Here is a 16171-nt window from a genome sequence, read left to right as displayed (position 1 = left end):
GCTGGGCATGTTCGACCATTGCGCATACAGCTGCGGCATGCGCACCGAACCGTTATCCCCGTTGAACGTCAGGCTGCGGTCGTACTGGTTATACAGCGAAGCCATGCCATCGACACTGAGTACCGAGCCGTCGTCCAGGGTGAACAGATCCTGACGCAACTCCAGCTCCGCATACTGTTCGCATTCATTGCCGAGGCGGTATTTCGACTGCGCGCCCGGCAATTGAAAACATGACTGGGAACTGCTGTTGACCGAGGTGCCGACACCGCTACGCACATAGCCGGCGAACTCCAGCGCATGGGCCGATAACGGTAACGCCAGGCACACGCCCGCCGCTACAAGGTTGAGATTTATTGTTGTTTTCAAGAACCACCCCATTATTTTTATTGTGCTCATCCGGCAAAACCTGCGCGTAAAAACCCCCACGCAGTTTGGATACCCAAGTCTGCGACCCGTTTGGGGCGATATAACGCTGATAAATGCCCACCAACTGACCGCCAAAATTCTCGATTGCCTGCCAACCGAATGCTTCAACAGCCCGGAAGCTCTCATCTTATTTTCCGGCTGTGCCAGCACAGACTCCCGCATGAATGAGGGCGACCAACCGGACCCTTCTCGCTGTTTTAGGCATGGCATGCCTCCAACTTATTTTTATTTTTTTGTTTCAACCAACACGTCAAACCAAAGCGCTTTTGATTGTTTAGATCGACGCTTTTCCAATCATCCAAAGCGCTTTGGAAAAAGACTATAACAAGCCAACAAAAGACACAAGAGCGATTTTCCGTGCGTGATCGGTGCTTACGTGAAAAGGTTTGGAACACGCCAGCGACTGACAGCCGCCAATGCCACCACCTGTGCAATCGTTCAAGTGAGAGGGGATACCCAGTGATAATTACGCAGATTGCTCAAGGGGCCACCGTTCGGGCCAGGCAAAGCGCTTTGAGGATGTAGGTGGGGAAATGTAGTATTCGAGAAAATCCAAAAATTATGGCGTTTTGTGCAATCACACAGCGCTCTCGCCTTTCAGGTCAATCATCGTCGTATGAATCTCAAAGAACTTGCCAATAAGCTGGGGTTGTCACAGACAACGGTCAGTCGTGCCCTAAATGGCTACACGGATGTCAGCGAAAAAACCCGAGAACGAATCGTGACCGCGGCCGCCGCCGCGGGCTATCGCCCCAGTCCCGTGGCACGTCGATTGGCTACCGGCCGCGCAGATGCCATCGGCATCATCTATCCGCTTATGATCCATGACCTTGACGATCCATACTTTCTACAAGTGGTCTCCGGCATGACCGAAGCCTTGGGCAAATCGGATATGGATCTGATGCTTGCTTCAGCCTCTAAAACCGATGAAATCCGCACCTACCAACGCATGATCGAGGGACGACGCATAGACGGGATGGTTGTGGCCCGAACTCGATTGAACGATGCCCGGTTGTCGTATCTTGCCCAGAAAGGCATCCCGTTTGTTGCCTACGGTCGGAGTATCCTTCCTGCGCCGTATGCCTGGCTCGACTTCGACACAGCAGCGGGACTGCGCATGGCTGTGGAGCGACTGGTTAGCCTTAATCACCAGCGTATAGCCCTACTGAGCGGACCACAGGATCTGTATTTTGTGACTCAATCCCGCGAGGGATATCTCAAAGCGATGGGGGACGCGCAACTGCCGATAGAACAGCAGTACATGGTGGAAGGCACCCTGGATCGTGCCGGGGGATACGAGGCCATGACTCGCCTCCTCTCATGTAATCCTCGACCGACCGCAGTCATTGTGGATAACCCTCCCGCCGGCGCTGGCGCCCTGCGTGCACTCATTGAAGCGGGCGTCGAACTGCGCAACGAAATGTCGATCATTGTCCATGACGGTCTGCCGCCGGACGCGTTCATGGGGTACGACATCACTGCCCTACAATCCTCCGAACCTCTCGCCGTCGGTAGGAAACTCATAGAGTTGATGCTCGCACTGCTTGACGGCGAATCACCTGAAAACCTTCAGGTACTGTGGCAGCCCACCTTGAAAATCGGCACCTCCGATGGCCCCTGCCCAGTTAACATCTGAACCACAGTAATTCCACCTGCTTTATAGGTACTGTTGCCTTCAGTTATCCACAGATAGAAGCACGGACGGTCGCGACAGGGATGACAGCTACCTGCCCCCACCCCGCACAGATCCGTACGTGCAGAACTACCACATACGGCTCCTGCCTCGGGTGCGTGACGCGAAGCGCCTCAGGATAAGGATGTGCATTTCTGGGCCTAGGTATGTAGAGGTCAGCTCAGCAACCTGCCAACACTGTGACAGTGCTGTCGCCAGTTCGAGTCTGCGCCTTGGAGGCCTCCGCCCAAGCGGAGCTAACCGGGCTTAGCGGCAGGACGCCGGCACAGACGGCGACGAGAAAGGCTGTGTGCACAGGCACGGCCGATGGGCGAGAGGTTACGGAGGCATGTTTGGATATGAAAACCTTTCTTGTTGTGGATGGATGGCGCCAAGAGATGGTGCACACGCAGCCTGGCGCCCGTTGCTCGCTCAAATCACTGCGAGAGCTTTTCCGAGACGACGGGATAGTGGTCCCAGACTGCCTGGTCGGTCAGAGAGCGGACTAGCTTGATGTATTCGGCGTGACTCCAGGCCAGAGGAGTGGCGGTGTCCGTGCCTTCACCTTTCACGTAACCGTGCCGGCGGTTGTTGCCCACGCCGTCCCAGACCTGTTCCGGCAGCATCAGACCGTCGTTGGCGAACAGCTCCATGGCCTTGACGTAGGTGTTCTTAAGCTGCGCAAGCTGCTCGGCGCTCAACGCCTTGACCCCCGGCGGCAGTTGGCCCTTGCTGCGGGCCAGCTCGTAATGACCACGCTCGCCGGTGAAAATCGGCCAGACGCGGCCGCGCAATCCGGAGTTCGGCACAGGTACTCCGGTGGCTGGGTAGTTGATGGCAGAGACCTCGCTCTCGCCGTAGCCGTCGTTGCCGTAGCGGCGCCAGCCGGGAAACACGCCCTCGACGCCAGGGAAGGTGAAGTCGTACTTGACCTTCAGGTTCTCGGGCAGCTCCTGGCTGTCCAATTCGTCCAGGCTACTGACGATGTGCGAATCGGTAGCCGGACGGACGCCGTAGCGCACCAGTTCGAGGAAGCCGGCATCGAGAATCTGGCTCTCCGGCAGGCCCGGACGGCTGTTGTTGTCGAGCAGAGGCTTGCCTTCGTTGGGGTCGTCGTTCCCGGTGATACGGAGGTAGTAGCGTCCGTCGCCGAAGCTGCCGCTCTGGGTGAACATGCTCTTCTCGACCCTGTCCGAATAACCCTTAGCCGTGGCCAGGAAGCGTTTGGCCGCCTCGCCATCCCCCGTCTGAGTCGCGACTTCGGAGGCTAAGACCAGGCCCGCGATGACCGCCGCGGTGGTCGAGGGCGAATAGCCCGGTTGTTCTTCCCAGCGATCCTGCTGGGTCTGCGGCGGGACGACCTTCCAGTCGTTCCAGCCCATCTTCACATTGCCGCCTTCGCTCAGGAACTCCGCCGCAGGCTTGAGCATGCTCTGGTACCAGTGCTTGATCTGAGTGTCGTCCAGCACCCCGGCCTTCCACAGCTTGTAACCCAGCATAATGGGCATGGCAGTCTGGTCGAGCTGGACCCCGACCCATTCGACCTCGCCGTCGACGTGGGTCTTTTGCAGGAACCAGCCGGTCGCGCCTGGCTTACCGCCCTGCTTCTGCTCATGGTTTTTGGACGAGGTTTCGGTCTGCATGGTCGGAGTATCGGCGGTGACCTGGACCTTCTTCAGGTATTCGAAGGCTACCTTCGGGGTCTGCTTATCGCCGAGGGCCAGCAGGGCCATGGCGCACTGGTAGAAGTCACGCGGCCAGACCGCCTTATAGCCGGTGGTGCCCTGGGTGGCCGGGACTGTCTCGCCCCAGGGGTTGGACAGGGAGGCAATCAGCGCGCCGGCGTTGCTCTTGTCCTCCTGTGCCTTGAGGACCATGGCGCTAACGTTGAGCAGCTTGCCCTTGTCAGTGCTCTGCGCATACATGGCCGGCAGGGAGGACAGGGATTGCAGGTAATCCTGCCAGCCGATCGCCGGGCCTTCGCCGTTGTAGTGGGCCAGTACCTTGGCATAGCCCCGCGTCAGGGTGGCGTCTGCGGCCTGGTCCGCCTGCTGGCGGCTGTGGCCGAAGCCGACGACCAGATCGAGCGTGGTCTCGGTGCCTGTCTGGGGCAAACGTGCCAGCATAGCGACGTTACCAGGCTGCGATGGTCCTGTGCTGTCGTACAGGTTGTCGAGGGTGCCGTCCTTGAGGTCGGTCAGACCGTCAGAAACCCCGGCAAAGCCGACAGTGGGCCGTTCCAGGGGCCGGCTGGCCTTGACCACCAGGGTCGTCTCGCCTTGCTGGGCGTACAGCGCCCGATTGTCGACGAAGGCGGTGTCTCCACTGCCGTCGTTGCCGACGGCCGGATCGACGTGCAAATAGACCTGGATGCGCGGGTCCTTGCTGCGAAAGATTACCCGAATCATCAGGGCGTTGGCGTCGGGATCAGTGAAGATGTGCTTTTCGATCTCGTAGAGGCCCTGCTTGTCGCGGTTGACGATCTTGTAGGCGAGTGAGTTGGGACGTCCCTCGCTGTCGACCGACAGGTAGCTGATTTCGCTGTCGGTGTCTTCGGTCTCCAGATCGACGAAGTCCGGCCCCTGGACGACAAGTTGCAGCTCCCTGAGCTGGGCTTCGTGGATCAGCCCGAACATGGTTTCGGTGACGACGCCCTTGGCCAGAGAGAACCAGACTTTCGAGACCTCGCCGGTGGCCGCCTCAGAGGAGTACTGCCCGTCCTTGTACTGCTCGTAGGAGGTGCCGATACCGGTCTTGCCCGAATAGGACCAGAACGGCGCGGCGCCCGGGACGCCCGGGGCCACTTTCGACGGGTCAGCGCCCGCATTCTGGCAGATGACCAGAGTACCGATCATGGCGCCCAGCAGTGTTTTTCGGAACCTTACTGACTGCTGCATAACCGGGACCCTTCTCGCTGTCTTAAGCATCGCATGTCTCCAACTTATTTTTATTTTTTGTCGTTGCAACCAACACGCTAAACAGAAGCGCTTTTGATTGTTAAATCGACGCTTTTAAACAATCCAAAGCGCTTTGGAAAAGGCTATAACAAGCCAACAAAAGACACAAGAGAGATTTTCCGTGCGTGATCGGTGCTTACGTGAAAAAGTTTGGAACACACCAGCGACTAGCCACGCCGGCCGGGATTGGCTTTGATCGCGCAGGCGTTTGCTAATCGCCAACCGGCGCACCAACCAGATTCTCGTCGTAACCGAAAATGGCCAACTGGAGACAGTCATTGACGATCTACAAACGCCGGTCGGAGTTGTCCAGACCCCAGATGGCGGTTATGTCGTTTCAAATATTGGCGGCGGAGTAACGATAATTCGCCCGGACGGAGCACGTGTTGAGGCAGGAAAGGATTTCGGGTTGCTCCTGACGGCAAATCTTTACTCACTGCGGCGTGGGTGACGGGACTATCTAAAGGATTTTGATTCCCAACTAGGAGGCGACGAATTCGCATAAAATACTGGTTTGATTAGGATAATCGTAGGGATAGAAATTTTAGAAATCAGCACAGTTTCATTGTAAAAAGAGGGGCTTATTTTTCTGTTCGAGTCCAAAATCGAAAAGCCCCTGAATCGAAAGATTCAGAGGCTTTTTTGTGCTCGCCATAAATTCAAAAGATCGCAGCCCGGGGCAGCTCCTACACCGGTCGCGTTTTATCCCGACCGGATGCGATCCGTTTCGTACGCGACGAAACGGATCATGCAGGAAATGCCGCAGGCTGCGATCTTTTGATCTACCTGCCTTTTTACCAGGTACCGCCGTCAGACATGCTCACTGCTTTTCGCATGCGCCGCCCGCGGCCCGGCATGCTCATGCTCTGTCTCCACCACCGGAATCTCGTTCCCGTCGCAGTCACGCAGCTTGCCTTCGCTGAAGTAATCCCCTTCCCGCAAGGCTGCCAGATCCTGATAACGCAAGACGCGCTCGGTACCGGCGGCAAACACCGATTGTTGATCCGAGTTGCCGGCGGTGAGGTGGTTGAAGGCCAGGTTCAGCACGATGGCCATGATCGCCGAGGAGCTGATGCCCGAATGGAAGATCGTTGCGAACCAGTCAGGGAAGTGGTCGTAGAAATTCGGTGCGGCGATGGGGATCATGCCGAAACCGATGGAGGTGGCGACGATGATCAGGTTGACATTGTTGCGGTAGTCGACCTTGGACAGTGTCCGAATACCGCTGGCCGCCACGGTGCCGAACAACACGATGCCAGCACCGCCGAGGACGGAGGTTGGCACAGCGGCGATGACCCGGCCCATGAAGGGCAGTAAACCGAGCACCACCAGGAACACACCGCCGGTGGCCACCACAAAACGGCTCTTGATTCCGGTGACCGCCACCAGCCCGACGTTCTGGGCGAAGGCGCTCTGGGTGAAGGAGCCGAAGATCGGCGCGATCATGCTCGACAGCATGTCGGCGCGCAGGCCATTGCCCAGACGTTTGGAGTCGACTTTGGTGTCGATGATTTCACCGACGGCCAGAATGTCGGCCGAGGTTTCCACCAGGGTCACCATGATCACGATGCACATCGACAGGATCGCGGCGAAGTGGAAGGTCGGCATGCCGAAATGAAACGGTGCCGGGAAGCCGAACATCGGGCCTTGGGTGACGGACGAGAAATCCGCCATGCCGAGAAACACAGCGATGACTGTGCCGATGACCATCGCCAGCAGGATCGACAAACGGGAGATGGTCGCACTGCCGACTTTGCTCAGTAACAGCACCAGCACCAGCGTCACCGCCGCCAGGCCGATGTTGGCCATGCTGCCGAAGTCCGGGGCATGACTATTGCCGCCCATGGCCCAGCGCGCGGCCACCGGCATCAGCGTCAGGCCGATAGTGGTGATCACAATGCCGGTTACCAACGGCGGAAAGAACTTGGTGATTCGCGAGAATACCGGCGTGATCAGCAAGCCGATCAGTGACGCGGCAATCACCGCCCCGAGAATCGACTGAAAGCCGCCTTCTCCACCGCTGCTGACAATCGCCACCATGGTTGCAACGCCAGAGAACGACACGCCCTGCACCAGCGGCAACTGACAACCGAAAAACGGTAAGCCCAGGGTTTGCAGCAATGTCGCCAGCCCCCCTGCAAACAATGAAGCAGCAATCAACAAACCGATGTCCGCCGGCGAAAGCCCAGCCGCCTGGCCGATGATCAAAGGCACCGCGACAATACCGCCATACATGGTCAGAACGTGTTGCAGGCCATAAGCCATATTCGCGCCGATCCCGAGATTCTCATCCTCAGGCCGTTGGTGTGAAACATGGGGCGTTTTCATGGTTGGGGGGTTCCCTGGTTTTTGTTGTGCGCACACTGTATTCAATAGTCAGGACAAATGTCCATAGAGTTGTATACAACCAATCAGTCAGATTACGGACAGATATTCACACAGCCCTTTCGCCGTATAGCTCCCAGCCTAAAACTCTTGAAATACATCCCTCCTCCCCTTGCCCTCCTCACCGCTAATCTTTTGCTTTCCAAGCGACCGCCGGCACGGCCGCCCCCTCGCTTATACATATAAAGTATGCATAATGAAGCCATTCGAAATTCAATACCACAAGGCAAAGAACGCGGCCAACAAACTGAAGCACCAAGGCATCAGCCTCGCCGAGACAGAACACGTGTTTTATGACGAACGAGCGTTGACGCTTCAGGACAACCACCATGATGAGCAGCGATGGATCATCATCGGACTGGACGCAAAAGGTCGGCTGCTGGTCGTTGCATACACCTACCGCGACCCGAATTTCGTACGAATCATTTCCGCGCGCATCGCCACCAAAAACGAGCGTCGCCACTATATGGAGGCTTGACCGATGAAAGATGAATACGACTTCAGCAATGCCAAGCGTGGGGCGGTTGCCTCCAGCAAAGGCAAGACCCGAATCACCATCATGCTCGATGATGTCGTCATAGAGGCCGCGCGTGCGTTGGCAGAAAGCGAGGGATATGGCTACCAGACGGTGATCAACAATACTCTGCGCCAGGCATTGCTCAGCGATAAAGGCAAAAAGGCGAAGCCTGATCAGAACACCGCTGCTGCCCATGTCGGGCATCTCAAAAAAGGCCTCACCGCCTCCGAGCTGAAAAGCCTGGAGAAAAAGTTGTCCGAGGTTCTCAGCGAAATCCATCATGTGATGGAGCTTGAAGTTCGTTCCTAGACACAAAGCCAAAACACCCACGGTGGCTCGATCAAAGAAAAGGGGCGAATTGGTCGGATCCGCCCCCCTTTACATGGGGCTCAGTTTTCCTGCGACACAGGCTCAATCAACCGTTCAAGCACTCGCTTCAACACGTCCTGCGCCGGCACTCGAATCCCGAATTCACTTTCCAGTAACCCGATCAACTCATCCACATCCGCTACCTGCCGTCGCTCGCTCTCGCTGCCCGTGCGATGAATGGCAAAACTGCCGTTGTTCAGCGTGCGCCGCTCCCCTTCCCCTGTTCGCGCCACCATTAATTGCTTGAGAAAGGGCGATTCCGGATGGGTCGAGACGTACCAGTTGCCGAGGGTGTAATCGATGTCTTCCTGACGTTGCAGGTCGAAGATGTACATCGCCCGCCATTCCCCCCCGACGTTAGCGTGCAAGGTGTAGCCATCGACGTGAGGTTCGATGCGATAGCGCTCATGGGGAGTGAACTGCTCATCTTCGGTATCCAGCATCAGCGGTGCGGTGGGCACCATGCCGCCGAAACCGACGTCAGTGATGTAGCGCACGCCGTCGAGAATCACCAGGCTCAAGCGGTGCGTTCGAGCGGTCCAGGCGCCTTCGGGCTGGCCCATGACCACGCGACCCGTGATGCCACGTGCATCGAAGCCCAGCGCCTGAAGCAAGGCCAGGAATAGGTGGTTGAGTTCATAGCAGTAGCCACCGCGACCGTCGTGCAATACTTTCTGCTCGATGGACGGCAGATCGATCAGCACCGGTTCGCCCAATAACGTGGTGAGGTTTTCGAACGGGAAGGCGCTGGTGTGGCGCAGTTGCAGTTGGTGCAGGGTTTCCAGGGTAGGCGCCGGAGGCGTATCGAAGCCCAGGCGTTGCAGGTACAGCGCAAGATTCGTCAGCTGTGTCTCGCTCATCGCTCAATCCTTTTTGCAGGGTCCGCGGATCACTCCACCGATGGGCGCCATGTATAAGGGAAAACACCGCCGGACTGACAATTGATTTAGCCAATCACAACACCTGCCAAGGTTATCGACGCTTGCGCGAACCCACTCGAATCCATGCCGGTGCATGATCGCTGGCATGAGGTTCGTTGCGAACCCAGGCATCGACACCCGCCTCCTGCAGGTAAGGACTCAAGGCCGGGTTGAGCAGCAGATGATCGATGCGCAACCCGGAGTTTTTCTGCCAGTGCTGCCGGAAATAATCCCAGAAGGTGTAGATCCGCTCCTCTGGGTACAGAAAACGCAGGGAATCGGTCCAGCCCTGATCCAGCAATCGCTGATAACACGCGCGACTCTCGGGTTGAAGCAGCGCATCCTTGAGCCAGGAGCGCGGGTTGTAGATGTCCAGATCGGTGGGTACCACGTTGTAATCACCGGCCAGCACTACCGGATGGTCGCTGCTCTGCAGATCCTTGGCGTGCGAAATCAGACGCTCGAACCACGCCAGTTTGTAATCGAATTTCGGCCCCGGCTGCGGGTTGCCATTGGGAAGGTACAGACATCCCACCAGAACCCCGTGCACGGCGGCTTCCACGTAGCGGCTATGAGTATCGCTGTCGTCACCTGGCAAACCGCGCCGGCTCTCCAACGGCTGCGCATCGCGCGCCAGAATCGCCACCCCGTTCCACGACACCTGGCCGTGCCAGACGGCGCCATACCCGGCTGCTTCCAGTTCGGCGACAGGGAATGCGCCATCGACCGATTTGAGTTCTTGCAAGCAGGCGATATCTGGCTGCTCCCGCGCAAGCCAGGCCAGCAGATTCGGCAAGCGGGCACGCATGCCGTTGACGTTGAAGGTAGCGATTTTCAGGTTCTTCATGATCCGACGCTCGCAACAGATGGGGCGGTATCCAGTTGTGACCGGGGTGCGCCACGGCAGTTGCCGCGGCGAGCGAAACAGGCGACTAAAGGTGCGAGGCTTTTAGCGGGAAACGCCTGGAGCGCGGCATGCCTGCGCACCGGACAACTGCGGTAAAACCTCACGACATTGCCCGCATTGATGATCGCCTGCACCACAACGCGGTCATTGCTGCCGTTGTTCAAAGATCGCAGATAACCCAACTATTGCGCCGTTGACTTAAGGTCACAAATCAGCCAGCACCCGTTGCGTGCCACCTCTGTTAGGATCCAATCCAGGCCCGTCTACCCAGGAGGAAGAAACATGAGCGCTGCGCACTACCCTGCATCCATCGATACTGTTGTGTTCGATCTGGGCAATGTTCTTATCCGCTGGAACCCGAGAAACCTTTATCGAAAGTTATTCGGTGAGGACCTGCAAGCCATGGAAACTTTTCTGTCAGAGGTCTGCCACACCGCCTGGAATGAACAACAGGACCAAGGCAGAAGCTGGCAGGAGGCAATTGAGGAAGCCATCGCCCGGCATCCATCCCAAGAGGCATTGATTCGCGCCTATCGCGAGCGCTGGGAGGAAATGCTCGACGGCGCCATCGATGAAACGGTCAACATCCTCGATGAACTGCACGGCAAAGGCCTGCGATTATTGGCGTTGACCAACTGGTCGGCCGAAACCTTTCCGATTGCCCTTGAGCGTTTTGAGTTCTTGCAGAGATTCGAAGGCATTCTGGTATCGGGAGAGGAAGGAATCATCAAGCCTTCGCCAGAGATTTTTCAGTTGCTGCTATCCCGATTTGACGTTGATAGCCATCGTGCGGTGTTCATCGATGATCATGCGCCGAACATCGAAGGAGCACGCCGGGAAGGCTTTCATGCGGTTCAGTTCTTCAACCCGGGACAATTGCGTGAAGAACTGGTGGCACTTGGGTTGCCCGTACAGCAAGGTCAATCAGGGTCGGTACATAGCATTTCGTAGGAGCCAGGCTTGTTTTGTCATGCGGTGTTTCAATCCCATGATCCAATATGATCCAAGGCAAAACCGCATTATCTTGAAGGGGCTACGATTAACTGACATCACGACAGGAAATCGACATGAGTAAAGCAGATGAGCTCGCCGAGAAGCTGAAACAATCCCGGCAAACCAGTGCCGACGCGACCATCGCCGATCAGGTCATCGACAGCTGGCCGGGCCAGGTCTACGACTTGTATCACCAGATCGAAACGTGGCTTCAGCCACTGATCGAGGTGGGTCTGAAATTACGACGCAATGCCACTCACGTATTCGAGAGTGCCCCGGACGGAACACCCCACGACTACGCCATCGACCAACTGCTGATCGACGGTAATCACCACAGCATCACCTTCGACCCCGTCGCCCGCTTCACCACCGACGGGGCCGGGCGGGTCGAAATCCACTCGCAAGGCAAGGAACTCGCCCTGTTGCGCACCGTCGATGAACACGGCGAGACGCACTGGTGGCTTCAGGCGATCGATCAATCCGGACAACAACCGGATGCGATCGCGCTGACCGAACACAACCTGCTTCTTGCGGTGCAAGAAGGGCTTGGGCTTTAAAGCTTGTTCTGCCCCACCGCCATCGAGGGAGGCGCCGCTCGCCTCCCGTCCAGCGTTGGCCGTTCCGAAGGCAGATTCAGCGCCCGCAATACCGGCTTGTCGTACCCATATACATCGGGTTTGAACGTCACTCGCCCATCAAGGCTCAGGTCCACCGTCCAGTAGGCCAACAGCACCGGCACTTTCACGGGAAGCCTGATGTTCTCTGTCTTGCCGTTGGCTAACTGCTTTTGAATCCCGTCGCTGTTCCAGCGAACCGGGTCGTTGAACAACAACTCCACCAATTGCAGCGGGTTTTCTACCCGAATACAGCCGGAACTGGTCGCACGATTGGATTGCGCAAACAATTCGCGATGTGGGGTGTCGTGCAGATAAATGGCGTAATCATTGGGAAAGCGAATCACCACCTGCCCCAGCGAGTTATCCGGCCCTGCATCCTGACGCAACGTAAGGCCGCGCGGGTTGCTCCAATCGACGGTCGACGGGTCGAGCACGTTGCCGTCCTGATCGATCACACGAATCCGGTTTGCATCGAGATAGCCTGGGTTATTGCGAATCTTCGGCAACATGTCCTGGACCAGAATGGTCGGCGGCACAGTCCAGGTCGGGTTGAACGTGATGTAGGTGATCTCGGATTGAAAAATCGGTGTACTGCGATACGGTTTACCCACCTGCACTCGAGAGCGCCATATCAGCTTGCCATCGCGATAGAACGAAACCTTGTACCCGGCAATGTCGACAATGACAAAAGTGCCCTTGAGTTTGTACAGCAGCCACCGCGCCCGCTCCATGTTCACGCGGACCTGATCGATTCGCGCCTCGACCGGTACGTTCAATGCCGCCAGTGTTGCCGGCCCTGCCACACCGTCCGCCCCAAGATACTGTTCGCTCTGATACTTTTTCACTGCCGCCGTGACCGTGTCGTCGTAATCGGTGCGCCCGCTCATGTGTGGGGCCAGATAACCACCGGCCACCAAACGGGCTCGCAACTGCGCCACCGAGGCGTCATCCATGCCGGGCCTGAGCGTCTGTCCTGCCGGAATCTTTGGCCAGCCGCCACTGTCGCGAACCTTGCGCAATTGCGCCAGGCCTTGTCGCAACGTGCCATACACCGCTTCTTGTGGTGGCGCCTGGGCGAACGCGTGCGCGACGTTGTGACTGTCGAGGGCGGCGAAGAAAAGATTGACGTCCTCCCGAGGGTCTATGTCCACCGGATCGAAATTCCAATGGATGTCCAGCCGCGAAGGGTCGACCTTGCCGCGGCGCAACTGCAGCAGCGCCGTAATAAATGCCTGGGTGGCCGAAATATCAAAAGCGGCCTGTTGCCCGGGGGTGGGCGCAGTTGCCTGCATCGATGTTCTGGCCGTGACCAGGTCGGCAACTCGAAAATCATCAGGGTCCAGGCCATCGATTTCGGTATTGCTGAGGCTTTTCAATAATTGGACGACATCGTCATCGTCCGTCCAGGCGGCGCGATAGCCTCGATGACTATAAAAATCCAGCACGACCCGGTTAACGTCGACCCGTTGATGACGTGGTGAGGTGAGCAACGGAGGGAACGCCGAACTCAAAGGCGCCAGCGCCGCCTGAATCGCCTGACCGACAAAATCGCCGGGGGCGGCATCCGCAGCCACGCTAACGGGAGTTGACGGCTCAATCGGCGAAGTTTCTGCAATTGCGCTGCCGCTTATCAGAAAGCCCATAAAAAATATGCGGCTTATGACGAATAACCTTGTTAACTGCCCCATGGATAATCCTTAATCTCCCGTTTTCAACCGACTAGCGTCGTGCGCGCTGCTAGACTCGAAATTATCAGATGAGACTTGCGTATGGCCCAAGACCGCTTCGGCTTTTTAATAACGGCCCTGTTGCTGACCGCGTGTACCTTACCGGCAGCCTACGCCGATTCACTTGAAGCCGCCCTCATCAAAGCGGCCCCTAATGCCAACGCCAAGGTGATTGCCCTGGCCGTACGCGCTTCCCAATGCAGCCGATCCCAAGGCGCGGTCCCGGCTCAAAGGCTAGCCGTCATCGATTACTCCCTGCCCTCCACCGAGCAACGTCTTTGGGTATTCGACCTTAAGAAACGCAAGTTATTGTTCCACGAACTGGTCGCCCATGGTCGCAACAGCGGCGAGAACATGGCCCGTCAGTTCTCCAACCGCAATGCCAGTTTCGCCACCAGTCTCGGTTTGTATCGCACCCAATCCAGCTATGTTGGGCAGAACGGTTATTCGTTGCGTATGGAAGGTCTGGAGCCCGGTTTCAACGACAATGCATTCGAGCGCGCGATCGTCATTCATGGTGCGCCGTATGTCAGTCCTGACCTGGCGCGAACGAATGGCCGGATCGGCAGAAGCCTGGGTTGCCCGGCTGTAAGACCTGCGATTGCGCATCAGTTGATCGACTCGATGAAGGATGGGCAGTTGTTGTTTTCTTATTATCCGGATCAGCGCTGGTTGAAGTCTTCCTCGTATATCAATTGTGGTAACGCTACCGTGGCGGACTCCGCCAGGCCGACTGCAAATCATTGAACACAGCATGAAACTGTCAGAAATGTAATCTTGGCCTCAGTCTGCTGAAAGGCGTCGCCCGTTAGCCTCTACCTCATAAAGCGCTCTTCCCCGCTCAGGTTGGAAGTGTGGGCTTCATCGGCTGACGGACGGGAACCAAAACGGCATGCATTCCAACACTTCAAGACGCACCTTCGTGAAAGGCCTCGCCGCAGGAGGAGTGCTCGCTGGCCTCGGGCTGTGGCGCACGCCAGTCTGGGCAGTCACCAGCCCCGGCGAACCGAACGTACTGGCCGGTACCGAGTTCGACCTGTTCATCGGCGACACCCCGGTCAACATCACCGGCAATCCTCGATCGGCAATGACCATCAACGGCGGCATTCCCGGTCCCCTGCTGCGCTGGCGTGAAGGCGACACCGTCACGCTGCGGGTGAAAAACAGACTCAAGGACACCACCTCCATTCACTGGCACGGCATCTTGCTGCCTGCCAACATGGACGGCGTGCCGGGCCTGAGCTTTCACGGCATCGAGCCGGACGGAATGTACGTCTACACGTTCAAGGTCCGGCAGAACGGCACTTACTGGTACCACAGCCATTCCGGCTTTCAGGAACAGTCCGGGGTTTACGGACCACTGGTGATCGACGCCAGGGAACCGGAGCCGTTCCAGTACGAGCGCGATTACGTGGTGATGTTGACCGACTGGACCGACGAAGACGCCGTCGGCCTGATGAGCAAACTCAAGAAACAATCGGACTACTACAACTACCACAAACGCACCGTGGGCGATTTCATCCATGACGTCAGCGAAAAAGGCTGGGGCTCGACGGTTGCCGATCGCAAGATGTGGGCCGAGATGAAAATGAACCCCACCGATCTGGCGGATGTCAGCGGCGCCACGTACACCTACTTGATGAACGGCCAGGCGCCGGATATGAACTGGACAGGGGTATTCCGCCCCGGCGAAAAGCTGCGACTGCGTTTCATCAACGGCTCGTCCATGACCTACTTCGACGTGCGCATCCCCGGCCTGAAAATGACCGTGGTCGCCGCGGATGGCCAACACGTCAAACCGGTGAGCGTCGACGAGTTCCGCATCGCGGTGGCGGAGACGTTCGATGTCATCGTTGAGCCGACCCAGGACACCTACACCTTGTTCGCCCAATCGATGGATCGATCCGGTTATGCCCGAGGCACCCTTGCGGTGAAAGCCGGGTTGTCGGCGCCAGTGCCAGCGCTGGATCCGCGCCCCCTGGTGACCATGGATGACATGGGCATGGGCGGTATGGATCACGGCAGCATGGGCGGCGACATGGCGGGGATGGATCACAGTGCCACGCAAGGCATGACGGGCATGGACGGCGGTGACATGCAGGGCATGGACAACATGGCCGGGATGGATCACAGCAGCATGGCCATGGCCGGTATGCAATCCCATCCGGACACGGAAAAGGACAACCCCCTCGTGGACATGCAAGCCATGAGCACCTCGCCGAAACTCAACGATCCGGGCCTGGGCCTGCGCGACAACGGCCGTCGAGTGCTGACTTATTCCGACTTGCGCAGCACCTTCGAAGACCCGGATGGCCGCGAGCCCGGTCGCACGATCGAGCTGCACCTCACCGGCCACATGGAGAAGTTCGCCTGGTCGTTCAACGGCGTGAAATTCTCCGACGCCGAACCGCTGCGACTCAAGTACGGCGAGCGCATTCGTGTGGTGCTGGTCAACGACACCATGATGACTCACCCCATTCACCTGCACGGCATGTGGAGCGACCTCGAAGACGAGAACGGCCAGTTCATGGTGCGCAAACACACCATCGACATGCCACCGGGATCAAAGCGCAGCTACCGGGTCACCGCCGACGCGCTAGGCCGCTGGGCCTATCACTGCCATCTCCTGTATCACATGGAAATGGGCATGTTCCGTGAAGTTCGCGTGGAAGAATGAGGCG

At 57.7% G+C, this 16171-nt stretch carries 13 protein-coding genes; 7 read left to right on the top strand and 6 right to left on the bottom strand.

Annotation, left to right across the window (positions count from 1 at the left end; genetic code table 11):
- On the bottom strand, positions 1–366 hold a 366-nt coding region (locus tag BZL43_RS15315; protein ID WP_143517863.1), incomplete at its 3' end, for a carbohydrate porin.
- Positions 367–1042: 676 nt separating this feature from the next.
- Here BZL43_RS15315 and BZL43_RS15310 point away from each other — a divergent pair.
- Positions 1043–2062, top strand: coding sequence for a substrate-binding domain-containing protein (locus tag BZL43_RS15310; protein WP_095633092.1), 1020 nt, complete (start codon positions 1043–1045; stop codon positions 2060–2062).
- 473 nt (positions 2063–2535) lie between these two features.
- Here BZL43_RS15310 and BZL43_RS15305 read toward each other — a convergent pair whose 3' ends face one another.
- Together BZL43_RS15305 and BZL43_RS15300 are read right to left on the bottom strand one after the other, a co-directional pair.
- Complete coding sequence (locus BZL43_RS15305; protein WP_095633091.1) at positions 2536–4995, bottom strand: glucan 1,4-alpha-glucosidase; 2460 nt, start codon at positions 4993–4995, stop codon at positions 2536–2538.
- Positions 4996–5865: 870 nt separating this feature from the next.
- Positions 5866–7383: a nucleobase:cation symporter-2 family protein gene (locus tag BZL43_RS15300; RefSeq protein WP_095633090.1), complete on the bottom strand. Its 1518-nt coding sequence runs from the start codon at positions 7381–7383 to the stop codon at positions 5866–5868.
- Positions 7384–7636: 253 nt separating this feature from the next.
- On the opposite strand from BZL43_RS15300, the gene BZL43_RS15295 reads away from it, so the two are divergent.
- Positions 7637–7918 carry a BrnT family toxin gene (locus BZL43_RS15295; RefSeq protein ID WP_095633089.1) on the top strand — a complete coding sequence of 94 codons (282 nt, stop codon included), beginning with the start codon at positions 7637–7639 and terminating at the stop codon, positions 7916–7918.
- A gap of 3 nt (positions 7919–7921) precedes the next feature.
- Positions 7922–8266, top strand: a complete 345-nt coding sequence (locus tag BZL43_RS15290; protein WP_095633088.1) for a BrnA antitoxin family protein — start codon at positions 7922–7924, stop codon at positions 8264–8266.
- 80 nt (positions 8267–8346) lie between these two features.
- Here BZL43_RS15290 and BZL43_RS15285 read toward each other — a convergent pair whose 3' ends face one another.
- Both BZL43_RS15285 and xth read right to left on the bottom strand, forming a co-directional pair.
- The gene (locus tag BZL43_RS15285) at positions 8347–9186 is read right to left on the bottom strand and encodes an arylamine N-acetyltransferase (protein WP_095633087.1); all 840 of its coding nucleotides are present in this window, start codon (positions 9184–9186) and stop codon (positions 8347–8349) included.
- 112 nt (positions 9187–9298) lie between these two features.
- A complete protein-coding gene (gene xth / locus BZL43_RS15280; protein WP_095633086.1) occupies positions 9299–10093 on the bottom strand; it encodes an exodeoxyribonuclease III in 795 nt (264 codons plus the stop codon).
- A 342-nt stretch (positions 10094–10435) separates the two neighbouring features.
- Here xth and BZL43_RS15275 point away from each other — a divergent pair, with 342 nt between their 5' ends.
- A complete protein-coding gene (locus tag BZL43_RS15275; protein ID WP_095633085.1) occupies positions 10436–11104 on the top strand; it encodes an HAD family hydrolase in 669 nt (222 codons plus the stop codon).
- 116 nt (positions 11105–11220) lie between these two features.
- Positions 11221–11703: a hypothetical protein gene (locus tag BZL43_RS15270; protein WP_095633084.1), complete on the top strand. Its 483-nt coding sequence runs from the start codon at positions 11221–11223 to the stop codon at positions 11701–11703.
- Here BZL43_RS15270 and BZL43_RS15265 read toward each other — a convergent pair.
- Positions 11700–13451: a murein L,D-transpeptidase gene (locus tag BZL43_RS15265; protein ID WP_095633083.1), complete on the bottom strand. Its 1752-nt coding sequence runs from the start codon at positions 13449–13451 to the stop codon at positions 11700–11702. The two genes, BZL43_RS15270 and BZL43_RS15265, sit on opposite strands and share 4 nt — an antisense overlap.
- 81 nt (positions 13452–13532) lie before the next feature.
- Here BZL43_RS15265 and BZL43_RS15260 point away from each other — a divergent pair, with 81 nt between their 5' ends.
- Positions 13533–14237: a murein L,D-transpeptidase catalytic domain family protein gene (locus BZL43_RS15260; protein ID WP_095633082.1), complete on the top strand. Its 705-nt coding sequence runs from the start codon at positions 13533–13535 to the stop codon at positions 14235–14237.
- A 145-nt stretch (positions 14238–14382) separates the two neighbouring features.
- Positions 14383–16167: a copper resistance system multicopper oxidase gene (locus BZL43_RS15255; RefSeq protein WP_095633081.1), complete on the top strand. Its 1785-nt coding sequence runs from the start codon at positions 14383–14385 to the stop codon at positions 16165–16167.
- Positions 16168–16171 lie beyond the last annotated feature (4 nt).

It is taken from the genome of Pseudomonas sp. PICF141 (assembly GCF_002286815.1).
Taxonomy (GTDB): Bacteria; Pseudomonadota; Gammaproteobacteria; order Pseudomonadales; family Pseudomonadaceae; genus Aquipseudomonas.
The sequence above is the reverse complement of the archived record's forward strand: the minus strand, read 5'-3'. Positions and strand labels throughout refer to the sequence as shown.

What these genes read in the sequence shown, in the direction of transcription:
- BZL43_RS15300 (WP_095633090.1), bottom strand. Translation starts at nt 7,383, where the DNA reads ATGAAAACGCCCCATGTTTCACACCAACGGCCTGAGGATGAGAATCTC.
- BZL43_RS15305 (WP_095633091.1), bottom strand. Translation starts at nt 4,995, where the DNA reads ATGCAGCAGTCAGTAAGGTTCCGAAAAACACTGCTGGGCGCCATGATC.
- BZL43_RS15285 (WP_095633087.1), bottom strand. Translation starts at nt 9,186, where the DNA reads ATGAGCGAGACACAGCTGACGAATCTTGCGCTGTACCTGCAACGCCTG.
- BZL43_RS15310 (WP_095633092.1), top strand. Translation starts at nt 1,043, where the DNA reads ATGAATCTCAAAGAACTTGCCAATAAGCTGGGGTTGTCACAGACAACG.
- BZL43_RS15255 (WP_095633081.1), top strand. Translation starts at nt 14,383, where the DNA reads ATGCATTCCAACACTTCAAGACGCACCTTCGTGAAAGGCCTCGCCGCA.
- BZL43_RS15290 (WP_095633088.1), top strand. Translation starts at nt 7,922, where the DNA reads ATGAAAGATGAATACGACTTCAGCAATGCCAAGCGTGGGGCGGTTGCC.
- BZL43_RS15265 (WP_095633083.1), bottom strand. Translation starts at nt 13,451, where the DNA reads ATGGGGCAGTTAACAAGGTTATTCGTCATAAGCCGCATATTTTTTATG.
- BZL43_RS15295 (WP_095633089.1), top strand. Translation starts at nt 7,637, where the DNA reads ATGAAGCCATTCGAAATTCAATACCACAAGGCAAAGAACGCGGCCAAC.
- BZL43_RS15275 (WP_095633085.1), top strand. Translation starts at nt 10,436, where the DNA reads ATGAGCGCTGCGCACTACCCTGCATCCATCGATACTGTTGTGTTCGAT.
- BZL43_RS15260 (WP_095633082.1), top strand. Translation starts at nt 13,533, where the DNA reads ATGGCCCAAGACCGCTTCGGCTTTTTAATAACGGCCCTGTTGCTGACC.
- BZL43_RS15270 (WP_095633084.1), top strand. Translation starts at nt 11,221, where the DNA reads ATGAGTAAAGCAGATGAGCTCGCCGAGAAGCTGAAACAATCCCGGCAA.
- xth (WP_095633086.1), bottom strand. Translation starts at nt 10,093, where the DNA reads ATGAAGAACCTGAAAATCGCTACCTTCAACGTCAACGGCATGCGTGCC.